This window comes from Dongia sp. (genome assembly GCF_041918875.1).
In the GTDB taxonomy this organism is placed as follows: Bacteria; Pseudomonadota; Alphaproteobacteria; order Dongiales; family Dongiaceae; genus Dongia.
This window is the reverse complement of record NZ_JAYRUV010000024.1, coordinates 1-16,061: the sequence shown is the minus strand read 5'-3', so window position 1 is coordinate 16,061 and position 16,061 is coordinate 1. Positions and strand designations below refer to the sequence as shown.

Genomic DNA, 16,061 nt, shown 5'->3' with positions numbered 1-16,061 from the left:
CCCGACCCTCTCCCCGCACGGCGGGGCGAGGGGGTTTCTGACCAGCGAACTACTAACTTCAAGCCCCTCGCCCCTTTGGGGAGAGGGGTTGGGGTGAGGGGCGCTTCACGCTCGCTGTCTGTTCGGCTCCAGCACATAGGCATAGTGCAGAAGGTCCGGGCGGCGCACGGCGGCGAGTGCGGTGCAGGTAACGGTGAAGCCGGCGCCTTCCGCGCGCGTGACGAAGTCCGGGGCTTCGAAGGCGGACCACAACAGGATCACGCCATTGGGCGTGAGCTTGCTGGCGAAGGCCTGGAGGCCCACCGACGAATAGAGATCGGCGTTCCGCGGCGAGACCAGGGCTTCGGGGCCGTTATCGACGTCGAGCACGGTGACGTCGAACGGGCCGACATCGGGACGCCGGATGAAGGCGCCGATGTCGCCGGGGACGATGGTGAGGTTGGCGGGACGTTCGGGAAGGACGGTTGGCGCGACATGGCGGTCGAACCAGTCGATCACTTTCCCTGAGAGTTCCGCGACCGTGATGCGCCCTGCCCCTTTGAGTGCCGCGGCGGTCGCGGCCAGCGTGTAGCCAAGGCCGAGGCCGCCGATGAGGATATGCGGGGCCGGCACCTTGGCCACTTCCACCGCCATCCGCCCCAGGACCGTTTCCGATTGGTGGCCGAACCCGTTCATGAGTTCGAGCCCGTTCACGCGGATCATGAAAATGTCATTCTGGCGATAGAGGGCAAGCTCGCCCTCCTCCACCGCTGCCGTGTCGATGAGGTCCCAGGCCATGACGTCAGGCCGACTTTCGCTTGGGCATTTTCGCCTTCGGCCCCAGATGGAAATCGAGGACCGCATCCATCTGCACCTTGGCCTCGGCGAGGCTCAAGCCCTGCTGGCTGAGGCCGAAACGCAGCCAGAGCCCGTCGATCATGGCGGTGATGCCGATGATGGCCGCCTCGGCCCGGGCCTTGGGCAACAGATGGCGCAGCGCCGACATGAGGTTGGAGCGCATGCGTGCGTGGATGGCGCGCTGGATCCGGGCGAAGTTGGCGTTGCGCGGCACCTCGGCGCAAAGCGAGAGCCAGGCGTTGCAGATTTCCGGCTTGAAGAATTTGGGCGAGAAATTGCCGGCCACAATCGCCTCGACCCGCTCGCGCGGCGTGCTTGCATGGGCCATCAGCGCCACCACTTCGTCGCGCAGCAGGGAATTGGCATGGCGCATGACGACTTCGAGGAGCTCGTCCTTGCCCCGGAAGTAATGCAGCACGATGCCCTTGGACATGCCGGCGCGCTCGGCCACTTTGGCCAGCGTGGTGCCGGCGATGCCTTCCTCCTGCAGGATTTCATAGGCGGCGGCGGCCAGTTCCTGGCGGCGCAGCTGCTCGATACTCAGTCGGGCCAAGGCGAATCTCCGATGGGCTATAGCGGCGTCCATTGTCTCCGGCCTTGCGCGGGCTGTCCACCTGGTCTATAAATTGACCCATGGGTCAATAAACAAACCGAACGGTCAATTTTCAAATCCAGCTTCACGCCAGGGAGGTTTTCATGCGTGCGTCGCCGCTGTTGCTGAGTGCCTGCGTCCTCATCGTTGCTCCGAGCCTCGCTCTGGCAGCCGAGCCGGAGAGTTGCCGGAATGTGCGTCTGGCGGAGCCCGGCTGGAACGACCTCACCTTCACCACCGGCGTCACGACGACCATCCTCAATGCGCTGGGCTACAAGGCGGAGAGCAATCTGCTGGGGCTCGACATCATCTATCAGAGCCTCAAGAACAAGGATCTCGACGTGTTCATGGGTTATTGGGACCCGGCGATGGTGAGCTATTACCAAGCCTATAAGGATGACGGGTCGGTCGAGACGGTGCACCGGAATCTGGAAGGCGCCAAATACACCTTCGCCGTTCCGCAATATGTCTACGACGCGGGCGTGCACGACATCGCCGACCTCGCCGCCCATGCCGACAAGTTCGAGGCTAAGATGTACGGCATCGAGCCCGGCTCGAACCAGCTGATGTTCGATATCGTCGCCGATGCGAAGTTCAAGCTCGACGGCTGGGAAGTGGTTGAATCGAGCGAGCAAGGCATGCTGACGCAGGTCGACAAGGCGGTGCGGCGCAAGGATTGGATCCTGTTCCAGGGCTGGGCGCCGCATCCGATGAACAATGATTTCCCACTCGCTTACCTCACCGGCGGCGATGCCTATTACGGACCCGATCTGGGTGCGGCCACCGTGCACACACAGGTGCGCAAGGGTTACATGGCGGAATGCCCGAACGTGGCGATGCTGCTCAAGAACATCACCTTCGACATTCCGCTGGAGAATGAGGGCATGGGCTATCTCATCCGCGAAAGCCTCGGTGCCACCGATGCGGCGGCGAAGGCGCTCAAAGCGCATCCCGCCTATCTCGATGCGTGGCTGGCCGGCGTCACCACCATCGACGGCGGCGAGGGACTGGCGGCGGTGAAGAAGTCGCTCGGCCTCTGAAGATCGCGGCGACGGGTCGTGCCGATCGTCAATCTCGACAGCCTGTCGCTCTGGTATCAGCTGACACCCGGCGCGCGGCCGGCGGCGGAGCCAGCGCTGCTGATCCAGGGGCTGGGCATGCAGGCGACCGACTGGCCGGCGGCGCTGGTGGCGGGCCTTGCCGCCGAGAGGCCGGTGCTGGTGTTCGACAATCGCGACAGCGGGCTGTCGCAGCTCTTCGGCCGGGCCAGTGTCGAGACCCTGACAATGGAGGATTTCCCGGGCGCCGCGCCTCTTTGCGGGCCGGTTGCCTACGGTCTTTCCGACATGGCGGCGGATGCCTGGCGGCTGGCCGATGCGCTGGGCCTGGCGCGGGTGCATCTCGTGGGCTTCTCCATGGGCGGGATGATCGCGCAAGTAATGGCGGCGATGCGGCCGGAACGCACGGCGAGCCTTGCGGGGCTGATGACCAGCGCGGGACAGCCCTGGATCGAGAGCGCACCGGAAGCCGATGCAATGATGCGCCGCTCGATCCTGCATGAGGGCAAGCGCGGCCGGCTCATCGATTTCATGCTGGCGGCGGAGGCGGTTTATGCGGGACCGGTGCCGCTGCCGGCGGAAGGCACGCGGCGCGGCGCCATCCGCCAGGCGCTGGTGCGCGGGCATCATCCAGCCGGCATCTGGCGCCAGGCGCGCGCCATGCGCGATGCCGGCGAGAGGCGCGGCATGCTGGCTGGTATCGCGGCTCCGACGCTGCTGCTGCACGGCGCCGAGGATCCGGTCATAGCGCTTTCCCAAGCGGCCGAGATCAAGCACATCCTGCCCGGGGCCGCGTTCATCGAGCTGGCAAGGACCGGACACATCCTGACCGAGGGCAATGCGGGAGAGATCGGGGCCCGTATCGGGGATTTCTGGCGGCGCGCCACGGTCTAGCGCGGGCGCGGTAAACTCGCTATGACATCTGCCGATCCCGCGTGAGGAACCAGAGCAGATGAGCAACGACCTTCTTCCCCTCCTGCAGCGTATTTCCGACGCCCTGGAGCGCCTGGCGCCGGCAGCGGCGAGACCGCTCGATTTCAACGCGGCCGACGCCTTCGTCTGGCAATCGGAGACCGGCTGGCTGGAGCCGGTGCCTTCCGTCAGCCGCGTCCATATCAACCTGCTGCAGGGGATCGAGCGCAACAAGGACATCCTGCTCGACAATACGCGCCGCTTCGCACGGGGCCTGCCGGCCAACAACGCGCTGCTCTGGGGCGCCCGCGGCACCGGCAAGAGCTCGCTGGTGAAGGCCGTGCATGCGGCGGTCAATCTCGACAAGCAGACGCCGCTGAAGCTCATCGAAATCCACCGCGAGGATCTGGTGACCCTGCCGCGCCTCCTCGCCCAACTGCGCGACCGGCCGGAGCGCAGCCTCATCTTCTGCGACGATCTTTCCTTCGACACGAACGATGCCAGCTACAAATCCTTGAAGGCCGTGCTGGAAGGCGGGCTCGAGGGGCGGCCGGGCAACGTGCTGTTCTATGCCACCTCGAACCGGCGGCACCTGATGCCGCGCGACATGATCGAGAACGAGCGCTCGACGGCGATCAACCCCTCGGAAGCGGTCGAGGAAAAGGTCTCGCTCTCCGACCGTTTCGGCCTGTGGCTGGGCTTCCACAATTGCGACCAGGAAACCTTCTTCGCCATCATCGACGGCTATTGCGACAGTTTCGGACTCGACCTGCCGCGCGAGGAAGTCCATGCGCAGGCGATCGAATGGTCGGTGACGCGCGGCGCCCGCTCGGGCCGCGTCGCCTGGCAGTTCATCCAGGATCTGGCCGGGCGGCTGGGCAAGAAGATCGTGCTTTAGTTACGCGCCGCCATCCAGGTATTTCATCGGATCGACCGGATCCTCGCCCTTGCGGATCTCGAAATGGAGCTGGGGCTTGGCCACATTGCCGGTGGCGCCGACGCGCGCGATGACAGCGCCGCGCTTGACCTTGTCACCCTTGGCGACCAGCAGCGACTGGTTATGGGCGTAGGCGGTGATCAAGCCACCCGCATGGCGGATGAGGACGAGATTGCCGAAGCCCCGCAGCTGGTTGCCGGCATAGGCGACGGTGCCGTCCGAAGCCGCCATCACCGGGGCGCCCGCGGGGGCCGCGATATTGATGCCGTCATTGCGCAAACCGTCGGAGGTCGCGCCGAATTTCAGGATCACCTTGCCCTGCACCGGCCAGGAGAAACCCGAGGCGCTGGGCGGCAATATCGCAGCCTGCTCCACCGGTTCGGCCGGCGTCGCGGCGGTGGGTTTGGGCGCCGCGGGCTGGGCCACCGTCTTCCTTTGCTGCTGCTCGTAAGCAGCTTCAGCAGCCTCTTCCGCCGCACTGAGATCCGGCTCGGCTGGCGCGGAGGTTGGCACCGACTTGGCCGGCGGTGGCGGCAGGGCCGCCGGGCTGGTCGCGGTTGCCTTGGCACCGGGCGGCGGCGGCAGGGCCGTGGCCGCGACCGTCCCGGCATTGGATGCCGCTGGCACGACATCGACCTTGGGCGCCGGCGGTGTCGTGGGGGTCGAGGCCGGCAGGGGTGTCGCCGCCGTCTGCGTCGCTTCGACGGCGCTGGGCAGCACCAGCGACTGGCCGACGCGCAAGGCATAGGGCGGTTTCAGATCGTTGAGCTCGACCAGGGCGCTCTGCTGCACGCGCAAACGCTTGGCGAGGCCACTCAGCGTATCGCCGCTCTTCACGACATAGTTCTGCCGCTCGGCAATGCGCAGTTCCTGGCCCGGACGGATGTTATAGGGCGGCTGCAGGCCGTTATTGTCGATGAGGGCGCGGATCGGCGTATTGGTGCGGTTGGAGACGATCGCCAGCGTATCGCCCGGCGCCACAATGTAGGCGCCGTTCACAACCTGACCCATGTTCGGATTCTTCGGCGCCGAGGAATAGGTCGAGCTGAGGCTTGGCGCCACCATGTTGCCGCAAGCAGAAACGAAAAGAGCGAGCGCAAGGGCTGCAATCGGCCGCAACATGATCAATTCTCCATTCGCCGCGGCTGGGGCCGCCCCTCGCCTTCCGGCAAGGCGCCCCCGACCAGAGGCACGAAGCGCACTTCGGTGATGATCTTGGGCGTCAAGCTGCCATCCGCTTCCTTGGTGAGCTTGACCAGGACCTGATCGCCGCGCTCGGGGCCGACGGGAATGACCAGAATGCCGCCGACGGCCAGCTGTTCGACCAGCGCCTCCGGCACTTCCGCCGCCGCCGCCGTGACGATGATGCGATCGAACGGCGCCTGCTCGCGCCAGCCGCGCGAGCCATCGCTGCAGCGGCTGGTGATGTTATGGAGGCGCAGATGATGAAAGCGCTGCTCGGCCTCGGCCAGGAGGGATTTGTAGCGTTCGATCGTATAGAGGCGGCGGCACAGCTTGGAGAGGACGGCGGCCTGGTAGCCGGAGCCGGTGCCGATCTCCAGCACCTTATGGCTCTTCTTGACATCCAGCGCCTCGGTCATCTGGGCCACGATCTGCGGCTGGCTGATGGTCTGGCCGTGGCTGATGGGCAAGGCCTGGTCCTCGTAGGCCTGGTCGTGAAAGCTGTCGAGCACGAAGAGTTCGCGCGGAATCCGTTCGATCGCGTTAAGGACATTGGTATCGGTCAAGCCCGCCCGCCGCAGATTCATGATCATGCGGATCTTGCGCGCGTGAAGGCTCATTTAGGCAGGCCGTCCGTCTTGCGTGGCTTCTTCCCGGCCTTCCCAGCCCTGGGCGCCGGAAACAGCCCTTCCATGCGCTTGAGCATCGCGTTATGCGTGAGGTCGAAATGCAGCGGCGTCACCGAGACGGCGCGCGTCAGCACGATACCGAGATCGGTTTCCGGATGTTCCGGCTCGTCGGTCGGGAAGTCACCGATCCAGATCACCTCGCGTTCGAACGGGTCGCGCGCATGCACGACTTCGACATGGTTGACGCGCCTGCCCTGGCGGCCGACCTCGATCCCGGTCACATCCTTGGGCGGCACCGGCGGGAAGTTGACGCTCATCAGCATGTCCTTGGGCCAGGGCAGCGAGACGAGCTTCCTGATCACCTGCGGCGCGAAAGCGGCGGCGGTTTCCCAATGCAGCTTGTCCTTGATACGAACCTGGCTGAAGGCGATCGCTGGAATGCCGAGCATGGCGCCTTCCATGGCCGCCGCGACGGTCCCGGAATAGAGCACATCCTCGCCAAGATTGGCGCCGCGATTGACGCCGGAAAGGACGATGTCGGGGCGGCGGCCGTTGATGATGTGGTTGACGGCGATGAGCGTGCAGTCGCTGGGCGTGCCGGAGACGGCGAACTTCCGGGTACTGATCCGGTTGACCTGCAGCGGCCGGCGCAGGGTCAGCGAATGCGAGGCACCGCTATGTTCGCTTTCCGGCGCCACCACCCAGACATCGGGCGACAGGCTCTTGGCGATCTTTTCGAGGATCTTGAGGCCGGGCGCGTGAATGCCGTCGTCATTGGTGACGAGAATGCGGGCTTTCTTCAGATCGAAGGGCGGCTTAAGCATTTGCACGAATGACCTCGATACCGTTCATATAGGGACGCAGGGCGTCGGGAACCAGGATCGATCCGTCTTCCTGCTGATAATTTTCCACGACCGCGATGAGCGCGCGGCCCACGGCGACGCCGGAGCCGTTGAGCGTGTGCACGAAACGCGTGCCCTTCTCGCCGGCCCTGCGGCAGCGTGCCTTCATGCGTCGCGCCTGGAACTCGCCGCAGTTCGAGCAGCTGGAAATCTCGCGGTACATGCCCTGACCGGGGAGCCAGACTTCGATGTCATGGGTCTTCTGCGAGGAGAAGCCCATATCGCCGGTCGAGAGTGTCATGACGCGATAAGGAAGGCCGAGCTTCGAGAGCACGTTTTCGGCACACTTGGTCATGCGTTGATGTTCGGCATCCGACTCATCTGGATGCGCGATCGATACCATCTCGACCTTCAGGAACTGATGCTGGCGGATCATGCCGCGCGTGTCGCGCCCGGCGGCGCCCGCTTCCGAGCGGAAGCAAGGTGTCAGCGCGGTGAAGCGCAGAGGCAATCTGGCCTCATCGACGATCTCGCCGGCCACCAGATTGGTCAGCGGCACCTCGGAGGTCGGAATGAGATAATGCCCCTGTTCCGTCTTGAACAGATCCTCGGCGAATTTCGGCAGGTTGCCGGTGCCATAGAGTGCCACGTCGCGTACCAGGAAAGGCGGGTTGACCTCGGTATAACCGTGTTCGCCAGTATGCATGTCGAGCATGAACTGGCCCAGCGCGCGCTCAAGCCGCGCCAGGGCGCCCTTGAGGACGACGAAACGCGCGCCGGAGATCTTGGCGGCCGCCGCGAAGTCCATGAGACCCAAAGCTTCGCCGAGTTCGAAATGCTGTTTGGGCGCGAAAGCAAAATTGCGGCGATGGCCGACCTCGCGCTCGACGCGGTTCGATTTTTCGTCGGCACCGTCCGGCACGTCCGCCACGGGGAGGTTCGGCTGCTGCGCCAGCAAAGCGTCGAGTTCGGCCGCAGCCTTCTGCTCCTCAACCTCGGCCGCCGCCATGCGGTCCTTGAGGCTCGCCACCTCGGCCATCGCGGTGCTCGCGTCGCCACCCTTGGCCTTCAACTGCCCGACCTGCTTGGAGAGGTCGTTGCGCTTGGCCTGCATTTCCTGCCAGGCGGTCTGCGTGGCGCGACGTTTGGTGTCGAGTTCGATCACAGTCGCGGCGAGAGGAGCCAAGCCACGCCGCGCCCGGCCCGCGTCGAAAGCGTCCGCGTTGTCACGAATCCATTTGGGGTCAAACATTTAGCCGCCGAGCTCCAGATCCTCGATTCGGCTCAACTTATAAGACGGAACCCGCGGGCGGTCAAAGCTGGGTTGGGGTTGGTTTCGAGCAGCCTCAGGCCGGCTTGACGTCCGTCCGGGATTCGCTCTCCTCGGGTTCGGATTCCTCTTCGGCGCGCTTCTTTTCGACAAGGCGCGCCATGATGATCGAAACCTCGTAGAGGAGGATCATCGGCAGGGCCAGCGACATCATGCTGAGCGCATCCGGCGGAGTCACGATTGCCGCTACAATGACGATGCCGACAATGGCGTAGCGGCGCTTATCCTTTAGGCCCTGCGAGCCGACGATGCCAACCTTGGCAAGCAGGGTCAGCAGAACGGGCAGTTCGAAGCAGAAGCCGAAGGCGAAAACCAGCTTCATCACCAGATTGACATATTCGCCGATCTTGGCGTCGAGCTGCAGCGCCAAAGTGCCATCGCCGCCCTGGGTCTCGAAGCCTAGAAAGAAGCGCCAGGCCATGGGCATCAGGACGTAATAGACAAAGGCCATGCCGATGGCGAACATCACCGGGGTCGCCACGAGGAAGGGAAGAAACGCCTTCTTTTCGTGCTTGTAGAGCCCCGGTGCAATGAACGCCCAGATCTGCGAAGCAATGATGGGGAAGGACAGGCACAGGGCGCCGAAAGCCGCTACCTTAAGCTGGGTGAAGAAGGGCTCGGTGAGATCCGTGAAGATCATGCGCCGTCCTTCGGGCAGCAGTTCGGCCAGCGGCCTCTGCAGAAAGTCGAGGATATGCTGTGCCACGAAGAAGCAGGCAATAAAGGCGATGAAGAAACCGAGAGCGGCATAAAGCAGGCGCGTGCGCAGCTCGACCAAATGCTCGAGCAACGGCATCTTCTTGTCTTCTTCGGCGCCACTCATGCGGATAGGCTCTTGTCGGTCTTGGGTTCGGTCGCGGCAAGAGCCGGTTCGGAAGCGGGCGACGCGGCAGGCGGCGGTGCCTCCGTTGTCACGGCCAGGGACGGCATCGTCGCCGTCATGTCCGCGATGCTTGGCTTTTCCGGCGCGGCATCAGCCGTGACCGTTGCGTCGGAGGCTGGCTCGGACAGTGCCGCCTTGGTTTCGGCGATCGGCTCGTTGATGGCCTTCTTCAGGTCGCCAGCGGGATCGATCGCCTTTTCGATCTTATCGCTGATGGGCTGCTTGCTGATCTTCTGCAGTTCGCGCTTGGCGTCTTCGAGTTCGGCATCGCGGACGATCTCATTCACGCCGCTTTGAAACTCGCTGCCGAGTTTGCGTGCGGCGCGCATCCAGTGTGAGAAGGTCTTGAGGGCGTGCGGCAGTTCTTTCGGCCCGAGCACAACCAATATCACGACGGCGATGATCGCCATCTCGCTCCAGCCGATGTCGAACATCCAGCCTTACCCTTTTAGCCCTTATTGGTTGGCGCGCGGTCCGATGAACAGGCCGACGCGCGGCAAGATCAGCTGCGGTCGACGATTGTGTCGCGCGGCTTTTCCTCGGCCTTGGCGTTGATGTTCGCCTCGTCCTTGCTGCCGTCCTTGATGTTCTTCTTGAAGTCCTTAATGCCGGACCCAAGGTCGCCCATGATCTTCGACAGTTTGCCGCCGCCGCCAAAAAGAACGAGCACAACGACCAAAACGATCAGAAGATGCCAAATGCTGAAGCTACCCATCTGGGCCTCTCCTCAAAATCTTATTCCCTCCGGCGATGGGCGCCGGACCCGGGCGGACTATGGCAAATCCGCCGCCTCGCTACAATAGCCAGTCACTATCATTTAGTCGGTACTAAGTGCCTGACAAGACCCGAATTTCAGCAGGCTCCGGCGTGGCGGAGCGAGCGACGCGGGGTTATTCCGGGAAGATCAGCGCATCCGCCTCTTCGAGCTGGAGCAAAATCCGGCTGCCCGGTTCAGGCAGGTGCCGGCCGGCATGACGGACGCGGAGCGAGATGCTGCCGCCGTCGCCTGCAGGGACGCGAACCACCAATAGTTTGCTGCCGCCCAGGAACCGCACTTCCTCGACCAACGCGGATTGCGGCGCCTGTCCGCTTTCGCCGGGCGCCACCACCTGCAGGCTTTCCGGACGGATGAGAATCTGGACCCGCGTTCCCTCGGCGAGCCCCGGTGCCGGCAGGAAACCCAGCGGCGTCGCCACGCCCCCCGCCCGCACGGTCCCGCCGAACTCATTGGTGTTGCTGAAGAAGCGGGCGACGAAGGGGGTCACGGGCCGGTGATAGAGCATGTCCGGCGAACCGCTTTGCACGACGCGCCCGGCCTGCATCAGATAGATGCGATCGGCCATGAACATGGCTTCTTCGGGATCGTGCGTAACCATGAGTGTCGCCGTCCGGCTCTGCTTCAGCACATGCAGCGTGTCGTCGCGGATCTGCTCGCGCAGGCGCGCATCCAAGCCCGAAAAGGGTTCGTCGAGCAGCAGGATCGCCGGCTGCGGCGCCAAGGCGCGCGCCAGCGCGATGCGCTGCTGCTGGCCGCCGGACAGAGCGTGCGGGAAAGCGCCGGCGAACCCGGTCATGTCGACCTGGCCCAGCACCTCGGCGATCCGCTTTTCGCGCGTGTCGGCGGCGGCTTCCGTGAGGCCGAAGCCCACATTGCGCGCGACGGAAAGATGCGGAAAGAGCGCGAAATCCTGAAAGACGAGACCCACGCCGCGCCGCTCCGGCGGCACGCTCCGGTGCGCAGCGCCGTCGGCGACGGCACGGTCCTGCATCAGCACCCTGCCCTGCTGCAGTTGCTCGAGCCCGGCGGCCAGGCGCAGGATCGTCGATTTGCCGCAGCCGGAGGGACCGAGCAGGCAGACCACTTCGCCTTCATCAACATGGAGCGAGACGCGATCGACCGCCCTCACCTCGCCATAGAGGTGGCTGACATCGTGCAATTCGAGGGCGCGGGCGGAGGAAGGTTTCATCAGTTGCGTTTCTTGGCGGCCGGCACGTCGGTCCCGGGACCAGCCCCGGGTCGGGAATGGGCGCTGGCGCGGGCCATCAGATAGACCGGGACGATACCGACCGCAACAATGGCCAGCGCCGGACCGGCCGCCTCGGCCAGGCGCTCATCGCTGGCGAGGTTGTAGGTCATGGTGGCGAGCGTGTCGAAATTGAAGGGTCGCAACACCAGGGTCGCCGGCAATTCCTTGAGCACATCGACGAAGACCACGATCGCCGCGGTCAGCAGGGAGCTGCGCATGATCGGCAGATGCACGTCGGTGAGCGTTCTCAGGGGCGTGCGCCCCAGGGACCGCGCCGCAAAATCCATCGAGCGCGTGACCTTGCCGAGGCTGGCTTCGACGACATTGAGGCTGACGGTCAGGAAGCGGACCAGATAGGCAAAGATGATGGCAACCAAGGTGCCGCTGAGGATGAGGCCGAACGAGACACCGAAGGCCGCCTTGGCCCAGGCGTTGACGGCATGGTCGATCGCGGCGAAAGGCAGCAGGATGCCGATGGCCAGCACCGGGCCGGGAATGGCATAGCCGAGGCTTGCCACCCGCACCGCCCATTGCGTGAGGCGCGTGGGATGGAGGCGCATCGCATATGCCAGGATCGAGGCGAGGCAAACCGCCAGGATGGCGGCAAAGCCAGCCATGAAGAAGCTGTTGCGCATGAGGGTCAGAAACTTGGCGCCGGCCCAGGCGTCGAGATTGGTGACCGCCCAGAACAGCAGCACGGCGGCCGGCAGCAGGAAGCCGAACGCGACCGGCAGGGTGCAGCCGATGATCGCCCCCGCCGCCCGGGCGCCGCGCAGCCGGTAGCGCGGCAGCGGCCGATAGCGCGTGGTCGAATGCGCAAAGGAGCGGCGGCCGCGCGACCAGCGCTCCAGCGCCAGGAGCAGAAACACGATGAGCAGCAGAAGTGCCGCCAGCTGCGCGCCGGCGGTCGCATCGCCCATGCCGCGCCAGACGCGATAGATTCCGGTAGCCAGCGTGTCGACGCCGAAATACTGCACCGTGCCGTAATCGTTGAGCGCTTCCATCAGGGCCAGCGCAACGCCAGCCACCAGCGCCGGCCGCGCCAGGGGAAGCGCCACGCGGAAGAAACCGCGCCAGGGCGAACAGCCGAGCGTGCGGCTCACTTCCAGCACGCAGGCGGATTGTTCGAGAAAAGCCGCGCGCGCCAGCAGATAGACGTAGGGGTAAAGCACCAGCACCAGCATGACGATGGCGCCGGGCAATGAGCGGATGTCGGGGATCCAGCGCAAGCCCCCCTCCAGCCCGAGCAACGCGCGCAGCGCGGTCTGGGCGGGACCGGCATAATCCAGGAGGCCCGTATAGGTGTAGGCGATGACGTAGGCCGGCATCGCCATGGGCAGCAGCAGTGCCCAGTCGAACAGCCGCCGGCCGGGGAAACGGCACAGCGTCACCATCCAGGCCGCGGGCACCCCTATCAGCAGGACGCCGATGCCGACGCCCAGGACCAGGAGCAGCGAATTGCCGACATAACTCGGCAACACTGTCCCCACGAGATGGCTCCAGATTTCGCCCTTGGCGGCAAAGACGCTGGAGAAGACGGCGAGAATCGGGAACGCCACGGCGAGCGCGATGGCCCAAGTGACGACGTTCCAGATCCGCGGCCGGCTGAAACGGGCCGGTGAAAAGCGCCCCGGCGCATCGGCAGTGGTATCAATGGAAGCCAAGGACCAACTCTCGCAACTGCGCGGCGCCTCGCCCCTCTTGACCCCATGGGGCCACGAAACAAGGCTGGCAGCGTCGCATGAATATGAAAGAAAACGATATTGCGAGTTATTCTGAATAGCAAGAAAAGCCATTAACAATCACTGCGACAAATCCCCACACTAAATATATGGATAACTCCCCCAGACCGCCTGTCATGCACCTCTTGTCGCAGGGTGGAGACGCGGCTTGTTGTGTGGGACGGCTTAAATTATGTACCCTGCATTCATCTTTATAGGCATTCCAATGTCGCTCAGCGCAGGTTCATCCGGTCGCCCGGCCGTGCCCACGGAAGCCCAGATCGAGGATCTGGTGGCGACCTTTTATGCGCGCATCCGCAAGGATCCGGAACTGGGCCCGATCTTCGCCCGCGTCATCGGCGAGGATTGGACGCCGCATCTGAAGACCATGTGCAATTTCTGGTCCTCGGTCATGCTGACTTCCGGCCGCTACAAGGGCCGGCCGATCCCGGCCCATATCAAGATCGGTGACATCGCGCCGCAGCACTTCGCGCATTGGCTGGCCTTGTTCTCCGCCACCGCGCACGAGCTGTTCGAGGCACCGCTGGCAGACGCTTTCATCGAGCGCGCCCGGCGCATCGCCGAGAGCTTCAAACTGGCCTTCGCCTTCCACGCCAAGGATCCGAGCCTTTGGGTTCCCAACATGCCGCCGCTGGTGCAGTCTTGATCGAGCGGGTTGCCACGCTGCCGCAAGCGCAAGCGGCGCTGCAGAAACACCCAACCGACGATCTGGAACTCTGGTCGCCGGAGAATGCCGCCGAGACCCAGGGTGTCATGTGGTTCGCCATGCTTCAGCGGGCCCTGCGCGCCGCGTGTCCCGACCGCGAACCCAATCTGGTACTCGATTGCGGCGCGCGCGGCGATCTCGCCATTGAGGCCATCCGCCTGGGTTTACGCAATATCGCCCTCAGGGCACCGGCCGAGGTTACCGCCAAGGTGGCGGATATCGCCGCCCGGAACGGTGGCCGCGTCATCACGGACCGTTTTTAGGCATACCTATATTTCCGTGACGTAAGCGTTATCAGGCCGCCGGCGGATTGAACTGCCGGCGGAATCTGGCTATGAACCAGCCCCGACCTTCATTCTCTCGCGGCTGCACGAACCGCGACCCGCATTCGGGAGCTAAATGCATGAAAACAACACAAAAAGTTCGCAAGATCCTGTCCCATTACGAATCGGACAATCCCGGCACCAAGGGCAATCTGGCCCGTATCCTGATGAACGGCCGCCTGGGCGGTTCGGGCCGGCTGGTGATCCTGCCGGTCGACCAGGGTTTCGAGCATGGCCCAGCGCGCAGCTTCGCCGCCAATCCGGCCGCCTACGACCCGCACTATCATTTCGACCTCGCGATCGAGGCCGGGCTTTCGGCCTATGCGGCGCCGCTGGGCTTCATCGAAGCGGGCGCCGACACCTTTGCCGGCCAGATCCCGACCATCCTCAAGGTCAATTCGTCGAACAGCCTCGCCACCCTCAAGGACCAGGCCATCACCGGCACGGTCAATGACGCGCTGCGCCTGGGCTGCTCGGCAATCGGCTTCACCATCTATCCGGGCTCGGACTATGCCTTCGAGATGATGGAAGAGATCCGCGAGATGGCGGAAGAAGCCAAGGCCGCGGGCCTTGCGGTCGTGGTCTGGTCGTATCCGCGCGGCGATGCCATCAGCAAGGACGGCGAGACAGCGATGGACATCTGCGCCTATGCCGCGCATATGGCAGCTCTCCTCGGCGCCCACATCATCAAGGTGAAGCCGCCGACCGCGTTCCTCGAACAGGGCGAAGCCAAAAAGGTCTACGAGAAAGAAAAGATCGACATCGGTACCATGGCGGCACGCATCCGCCACGTGACGCAGGCCTGCTTCAACGGCAAGCGCATCGTCGTCTTCTCGGGCGGCGCTTCAAAGGGCCTCGACGGGCTCTACGACGAAGTCCGCGGCATCCGCGACGGCGGCGGCAACGGTTCGATCATCGGCCGCAACACCTTCCAGCGCCCGCGCGAGGAAGCGCTGAAGATGCTCGACACCATCATCAAGATCTACCAGGGCAAGGAATAAGGCGATCTCCGCCGAAGCCCCAACCTCCCGGCTCTATCTCACCACGCCGCCCGAGCTTGTCTCGGGCGGCGTTGCCGTCGGTGCCTTTGCCGACCTGCTGGCCAAGGCAATCGCTGCCACCGATATCGCCTGCCTGCGCATCACCGGCAGTGACGCGGCACGCATGGCGACGATTGCAGAGCCGCTGCTGCCGCTCGCGCAAGATCTGGGCGTCGCTGTCCTCTTCGATGACGCGGACCTTGCCCAGAAGCTGCGCGGCGATGGTGTTCATCTCACCGATCCGGCGCTTTATGCCAGGGCACGCCGCGCCATCGGCACGGACGGCATTGTCGGCGTTGCCTGTCCCTTGGAACGGCATACGGCGATGGAAGTCGGCGAGGCTGGCGCCGATTACATCCAGTTCCAACCCAGCAGCGCGCCGGAAGACATCGAACTGATTGCCTGGTGGACCGAAATGATGACGGTCCCCAGCGTCGTCGCCGGCAGGTTCACGCCGGAAAGCGCCAAAGCCTTCATCGGCGCCGGCGCCGATTTCCTGGCGCCAGCACCGACGATCTGGGCGGAGACGGACCCCGTCGCCGCGATCGCGGCTTTGCTCGATTAATACGTCGTCTTTCGTCAGTTGGCGGCCCCACACCCGTCACTTGGCGGCCCCCCTCCCAACCCTCCCCCCTGAAGGTGGGAGGGCTTTCTCTCTCCTCCTCCCACCTTCAGGGGGGAGGGCCGTCGGCGAATGCCGACATGCGCCGGCGGGAGGGGGGCTGCGACTGAAAACTCTATCTTCTTCAATCTCTTCCCTCTCTTCTCCCCATCCGGAACCGCTCGGGCAGTCGTGCCGGCCGTTCGTTTCGGCCGTGACGGGTGCTGCTGCCTGCAGCACCGAAGGGGAACCCGGTCACCGCGTCGGGTCCGGCGGGAGCCCGTTATCCAATGGGGCCCGAAGGGAGCGTCCTGTGACCCGGGACTCGCGGGGGATCGCTCATCCATCCGATCCGGGAGGCCGGTTTGACCCCCGGCCCGGGGTTGCTCCGAATCAAGGAGCGATGGGGTCGGCCTGCGC

General features: G+C 64.5%; 18 protein-coding genes. 7 read left to right on the top strand and 11 right to left on the bottom strand.

Annotated elements, in window-relative coordinates; translation table 11 throughout:
- Positions 1 to 105: 105 nt before the first annotated feature.
- The gene (locus tag ACE3TY_RS19775) at positions 106 to 777 is read right to left on the bottom strand and encodes a hypothetical protein (protein WP_374656217.1); all 672 of its coding nucleotides are present in this window, start codon (positions 775 to 777) and stop codon (positions 106 to 108) included.
- A 4-nt stretch (positions 778 to 781) separates the two neighbouring features.
- A complete protein-coding gene (betI, locus tag ACE3TY_RS19770) occupies positions 782 to 1,390 on the bottom strand; it encodes a transcriptional regulator BetI (protein ID WP_374656215.1) in 609 nt (202 codons plus the stop codon).
- Between the two features lie 143 nt (positions 1,391 to 1,533).
- On the opposite strand from betI, the gene choX reads away from it, so the two are divergent.
- Genes choX through ACE3TY_RS19755 form a run of 3 tightly spaced genes read left to right on the top strand, consistent with a single transcriptional unit; the run spans position 1,534 to position 4,297 of the window.
- On the top strand, positions 1,534 to 2,469 hold the full coding sequence (choX, locus tag ACE3TY_RS19765; RefSeq protein WP_374656213.1) for a choline ABC transporter substrate-binding protein: 936 nt from the start codon (positions 1,534 to 1,536) through the stop codon (positions 2,467 to 2,469).
- Positions 2,470 to 2,487: 18 nt separating this feature from the next.
- Positions 2,488 to 3,381, top strand: a complete 894-nt coding sequence (locus ACE3TY_RS19760; RefSeq protein WP_374656211.1) for an alpha/beta fold hydrolase — start codon at positions 2,488 to 2,490, stop codon at positions 3,379 to 3,381.
- Between the two features lie 58 nt (positions 3,382 to 3,439).
- Positions 3,440 to 4,297 (top strand): ATP-binding protein, encoded by an 858-nt coding sequence (locus ACE3TY_RS19755; RefSeq protein WP_374656209.1) that lies wholly within the window; start codon positions 3,440 to 3,442, stop codon positions 4,295 to 4,297.
- On the opposite strand, the gene ACE3TY_RS19750 is transcribed toward ACE3TY_RS19755, so the two are convergent.
- The 9 genes from ACE3TY_RS19750 to ACE3TY_RS19710 form a co-directional block, all read right to left on the bottom strand.
- Entirely contained in the window at positions 4,298 to 5,458 is a 1,161-nt protein-coding gene (locus ACE3TY_RS19750; protein WP_374656207.1) for a peptidoglycan DD-metalloendopeptidase family protein, read from the bottom strand.
- Between the two features lie 2 nt (positions 5,459 to 5,460).
- Positions 5,461 to 6,138 carry a protein-L-isoaspartate(D-aspartate) O-methyltransferase gene (locus ACE3TY_RS19745; protein ID WP_374656205.1) on the bottom strand — a complete coding sequence of 226 codons (678 nt, stop codon included), beginning with the start codon at positions 6,136 to 6,138 and terminating at the stop codon, positions 5,461 to 5,463.
- On the bottom strand, positions 6,135 to 6,971 hold the full coding sequence (gene surE, locus ACE3TY_RS19740) for a 5'/3'-nucleotidase SurE (RefSeq protein WP_374656304.1): 837 nt from the start codon (positions 6,969 to 6,971) through the stop codon (positions 6,135 to 6,137). The genes ACE3TY_RS19745 and surE overlap by 4 nt, the downstream gene beginning before the upstream one ends.
- Entirely contained in the window at positions 6,964 to 8,241 is a 1,278-nt protein-coding gene (gene serS, locus ACE3TY_RS19735; protein WP_374656203.1) for a serine--tRNA ligase, read from the bottom strand. The genes surE and serS overlap by 8 nt, the downstream gene beginning before the upstream one ends.
- A 94-nt stretch (positions 8,242 to 8,335) precedes the next feature.
- On the bottom strand, positions 8,336 to 9,142 hold the full coding sequence (tatC, locus tag ACE3TY_RS19730) for a twin-arginine translocase subunit TatC (RefSeq protein ID WP_374656201.1): 807 nt from the start codon (positions 9,140 to 9,142) through the stop codon (positions 8,336 to 8,338).
- A complete protein-coding gene (tatB, locus tag ACE3TY_RS19725) occupies positions 9,139 to 9,636 on the bottom strand; it encodes a Sec-independent protein translocase protein TatB (RefSeq protein ID WP_374656199.1) in 498 nt (165 codons plus the stop codon). The genes tatC and tatB overlap by 4 nt, the downstream gene beginning before the upstream one ends.
- Before the next feature lie 68 nt (positions 9,637 to 9,704).
- Positions 9,705 to 9,917, bottom strand: coding sequence for a twin-arginine translocase TatA/TatE family subunit (gene tatA / locus ACE3TY_RS19720; protein ID WP_374656197.1), 213 nt, complete (start codon positions 9,915 to 9,917; stop codon positions 9,705 to 9,707).
- 175 nt (positions 9,918 to 10,092) lie between these two features.
- The gene (locus tag ACE3TY_RS19715) at positions 10,093 to 11,169 is read right to left on the bottom strand and encodes an ABC transporter ATP-binding protein (RefSeq protein ID WP_374656195.1); all 1,077 of its coding nucleotides are present in this window, start codon (positions 11,167 to 11,169) and stop codon (positions 10,093 to 10,095) included.
- Positions 11,169 to 12,893 carry an ABC transporter permease gene (locus ACE3TY_RS19710; protein ID WP_374656193.1) on the bottom strand — a complete coding sequence of 575 codons (1,725 nt, stop codon included), beginning with the start codon at positions 12,891 to 12,893 and terminating at the stop codon, positions 11,169 to 11,171. Before ACE3TY_RS19710 ends, ACE3TY_RS19715 begins: the two co-directional genes overlap by 1 nt.
- A 283-nt stretch (positions 12,894 to 13,176) precedes the next feature.
- Here ACE3TY_RS19710 and ACE3TY_RS19705 point away from each other — a divergent pair, with 283 nt between their 5' ends.
- The 4 genes from ACE3TY_RS19705 to ACE3TY_RS19690 all read left to right on the top strand — a co-directional run bounded on the left by ACE3TY_RS19705 (position 13,177) and on the right by ACE3TY_RS19690 (position 15,605).
- Positions 13,177 to 13,617, top strand: coding sequence for a group III truncated hemoglobin (locus ACE3TY_RS19705; RefSeq protein WP_374656191.1), 441 nt, complete (start codon positions 13,177 to 13,179; stop codon positions 13,615 to 13,617).
- A complete protein-coding gene (locus ACE3TY_RS19700; RefSeq protein WP_374656189.1) occupies positions 13,614 to 13,940 on the top strand; it encodes a hypothetical protein in 327 nt (108 codons plus the stop codon). Before ACE3TY_RS19705 ends, ACE3TY_RS19700 begins: the two co-directional genes overlap by 4 nt.
- A 140-nt stretch (positions 13,941 to 14,080) precedes the next feature.
- Positions 14,081 to 15,001, top strand: coding sequence for a class I fructose-bisphosphate aldolase (locus tag ACE3TY_RS19695; protein WP_374656187.1), 921 nt, complete (start codon positions 14,081 to 14,083; stop codon positions 14,999 to 15,001).
- 4 nt (positions 15,002 to 15,005) lie between these two features.
- Positions 15,006 to 15,605, top strand: a complete 600-nt coding sequence (locus ACE3TY_RS19690; RefSeq protein WP_374656302.1) for a thiamine phosphate synthase — start codon at positions 15,006 to 15,008, stop codon at positions 15,603 to 15,605.
- The last annotated feature ends 456 nt before the right edge of the window (positions 15,606 to 16,061 follow it).

Excerpts from the sequence above, each read along its gene's own strand:
- ACE3TY_RS19745 (WP_374656205.1), bottom strand. The coding sequence starts at position 6,138 with ATGAGCCTTCACGCGCGCAAGATCCGCATGATCATGAATCTGCGGCGG.
- ACE3TY_RS19705 (WP_374656191.1), top strand. The coding sequence starts at position 13,177 with ATGTCGCTCAGCGCAGGTTCATCCGGTCGCCCGGCCGTGCCCACGGAA.
- surE (WP_374656304.1), bottom strand. The coding sequence starts at position 6,971 with ATGCTTAAGCCGCCCTTCGATCTGAAGAAAGCCCGCATTCTCGTCACC.
- ACE3TY_RS19715 (WP_374656195.1), bottom strand. The coding sequence starts at position 11,169 with ATGAAACCTTCCTCCGCCCGCGCCCTCGAATTGCACGATGTCAGCCAC.
- ACE3TY_RS19775 (WP_374656217.1), bottom strand. The coding sequence starts at position 777 with ATGGCCTGGGACCTCATCGACACGGCAGCGGTGGAGGAGGGCGAGCTT.
- tatC (WP_374656201.1), bottom strand. The coding sequence starts at position 9,142 with ATGAGTGGCGCCGAAGAAGACAAGAAGATGCCGTTGCTCGAGCATTTG.
- tatB (WP_374656199.1), bottom strand. The coding sequence starts at position 9,636 with ATGTTCGACATCGGCTGGAGCGAGATGGCGATCATCGCCGTCGTGATA.
- ACE3TY_RS19755 (WP_374656209.1), top strand. The coding sequence starts at position 3,440 with ATGAGCAACGACCTTCTTCCCCTCCTGCAGCGTATTTCCGACGCCCTG.
- ACE3TY_RS19695 (WP_374656187.1), top strand. The coding sequence starts at position 14,081 with ATGAAAACAACACAAAAAGTTCGCAAGATCCTGTCCCATTACGAATCG.
- serS (WP_374656203.1), bottom strand. The coding sequence starts at position 8,241 with ATGTTTGACCCCAAATGGATTCGTGACAACGCGGACGCTTTCGACGCG.
- tatA (WP_374656197.1), bottom strand. The coding sequence starts at position 9,917 with ATGGGTAGCTTCAGCATTTGGCATCTTCTGATCGTTTTGGTCGTTGTG.
- choX (WP_374656213.1), top strand. The coding sequence starts at position 1,534 with ATGCGTGCGTCGCCGCTGTTGCTGAGTGCCTGCGTCCTCATCGTTGCT.
- ACE3TY_RS19750 (WP_374656207.1), bottom strand. The coding sequence starts at position 5,458 with ATGTTGCGGCCGATTGCAGCCCTTGCGCTCGCTCTTTTCGTTTCTGCT.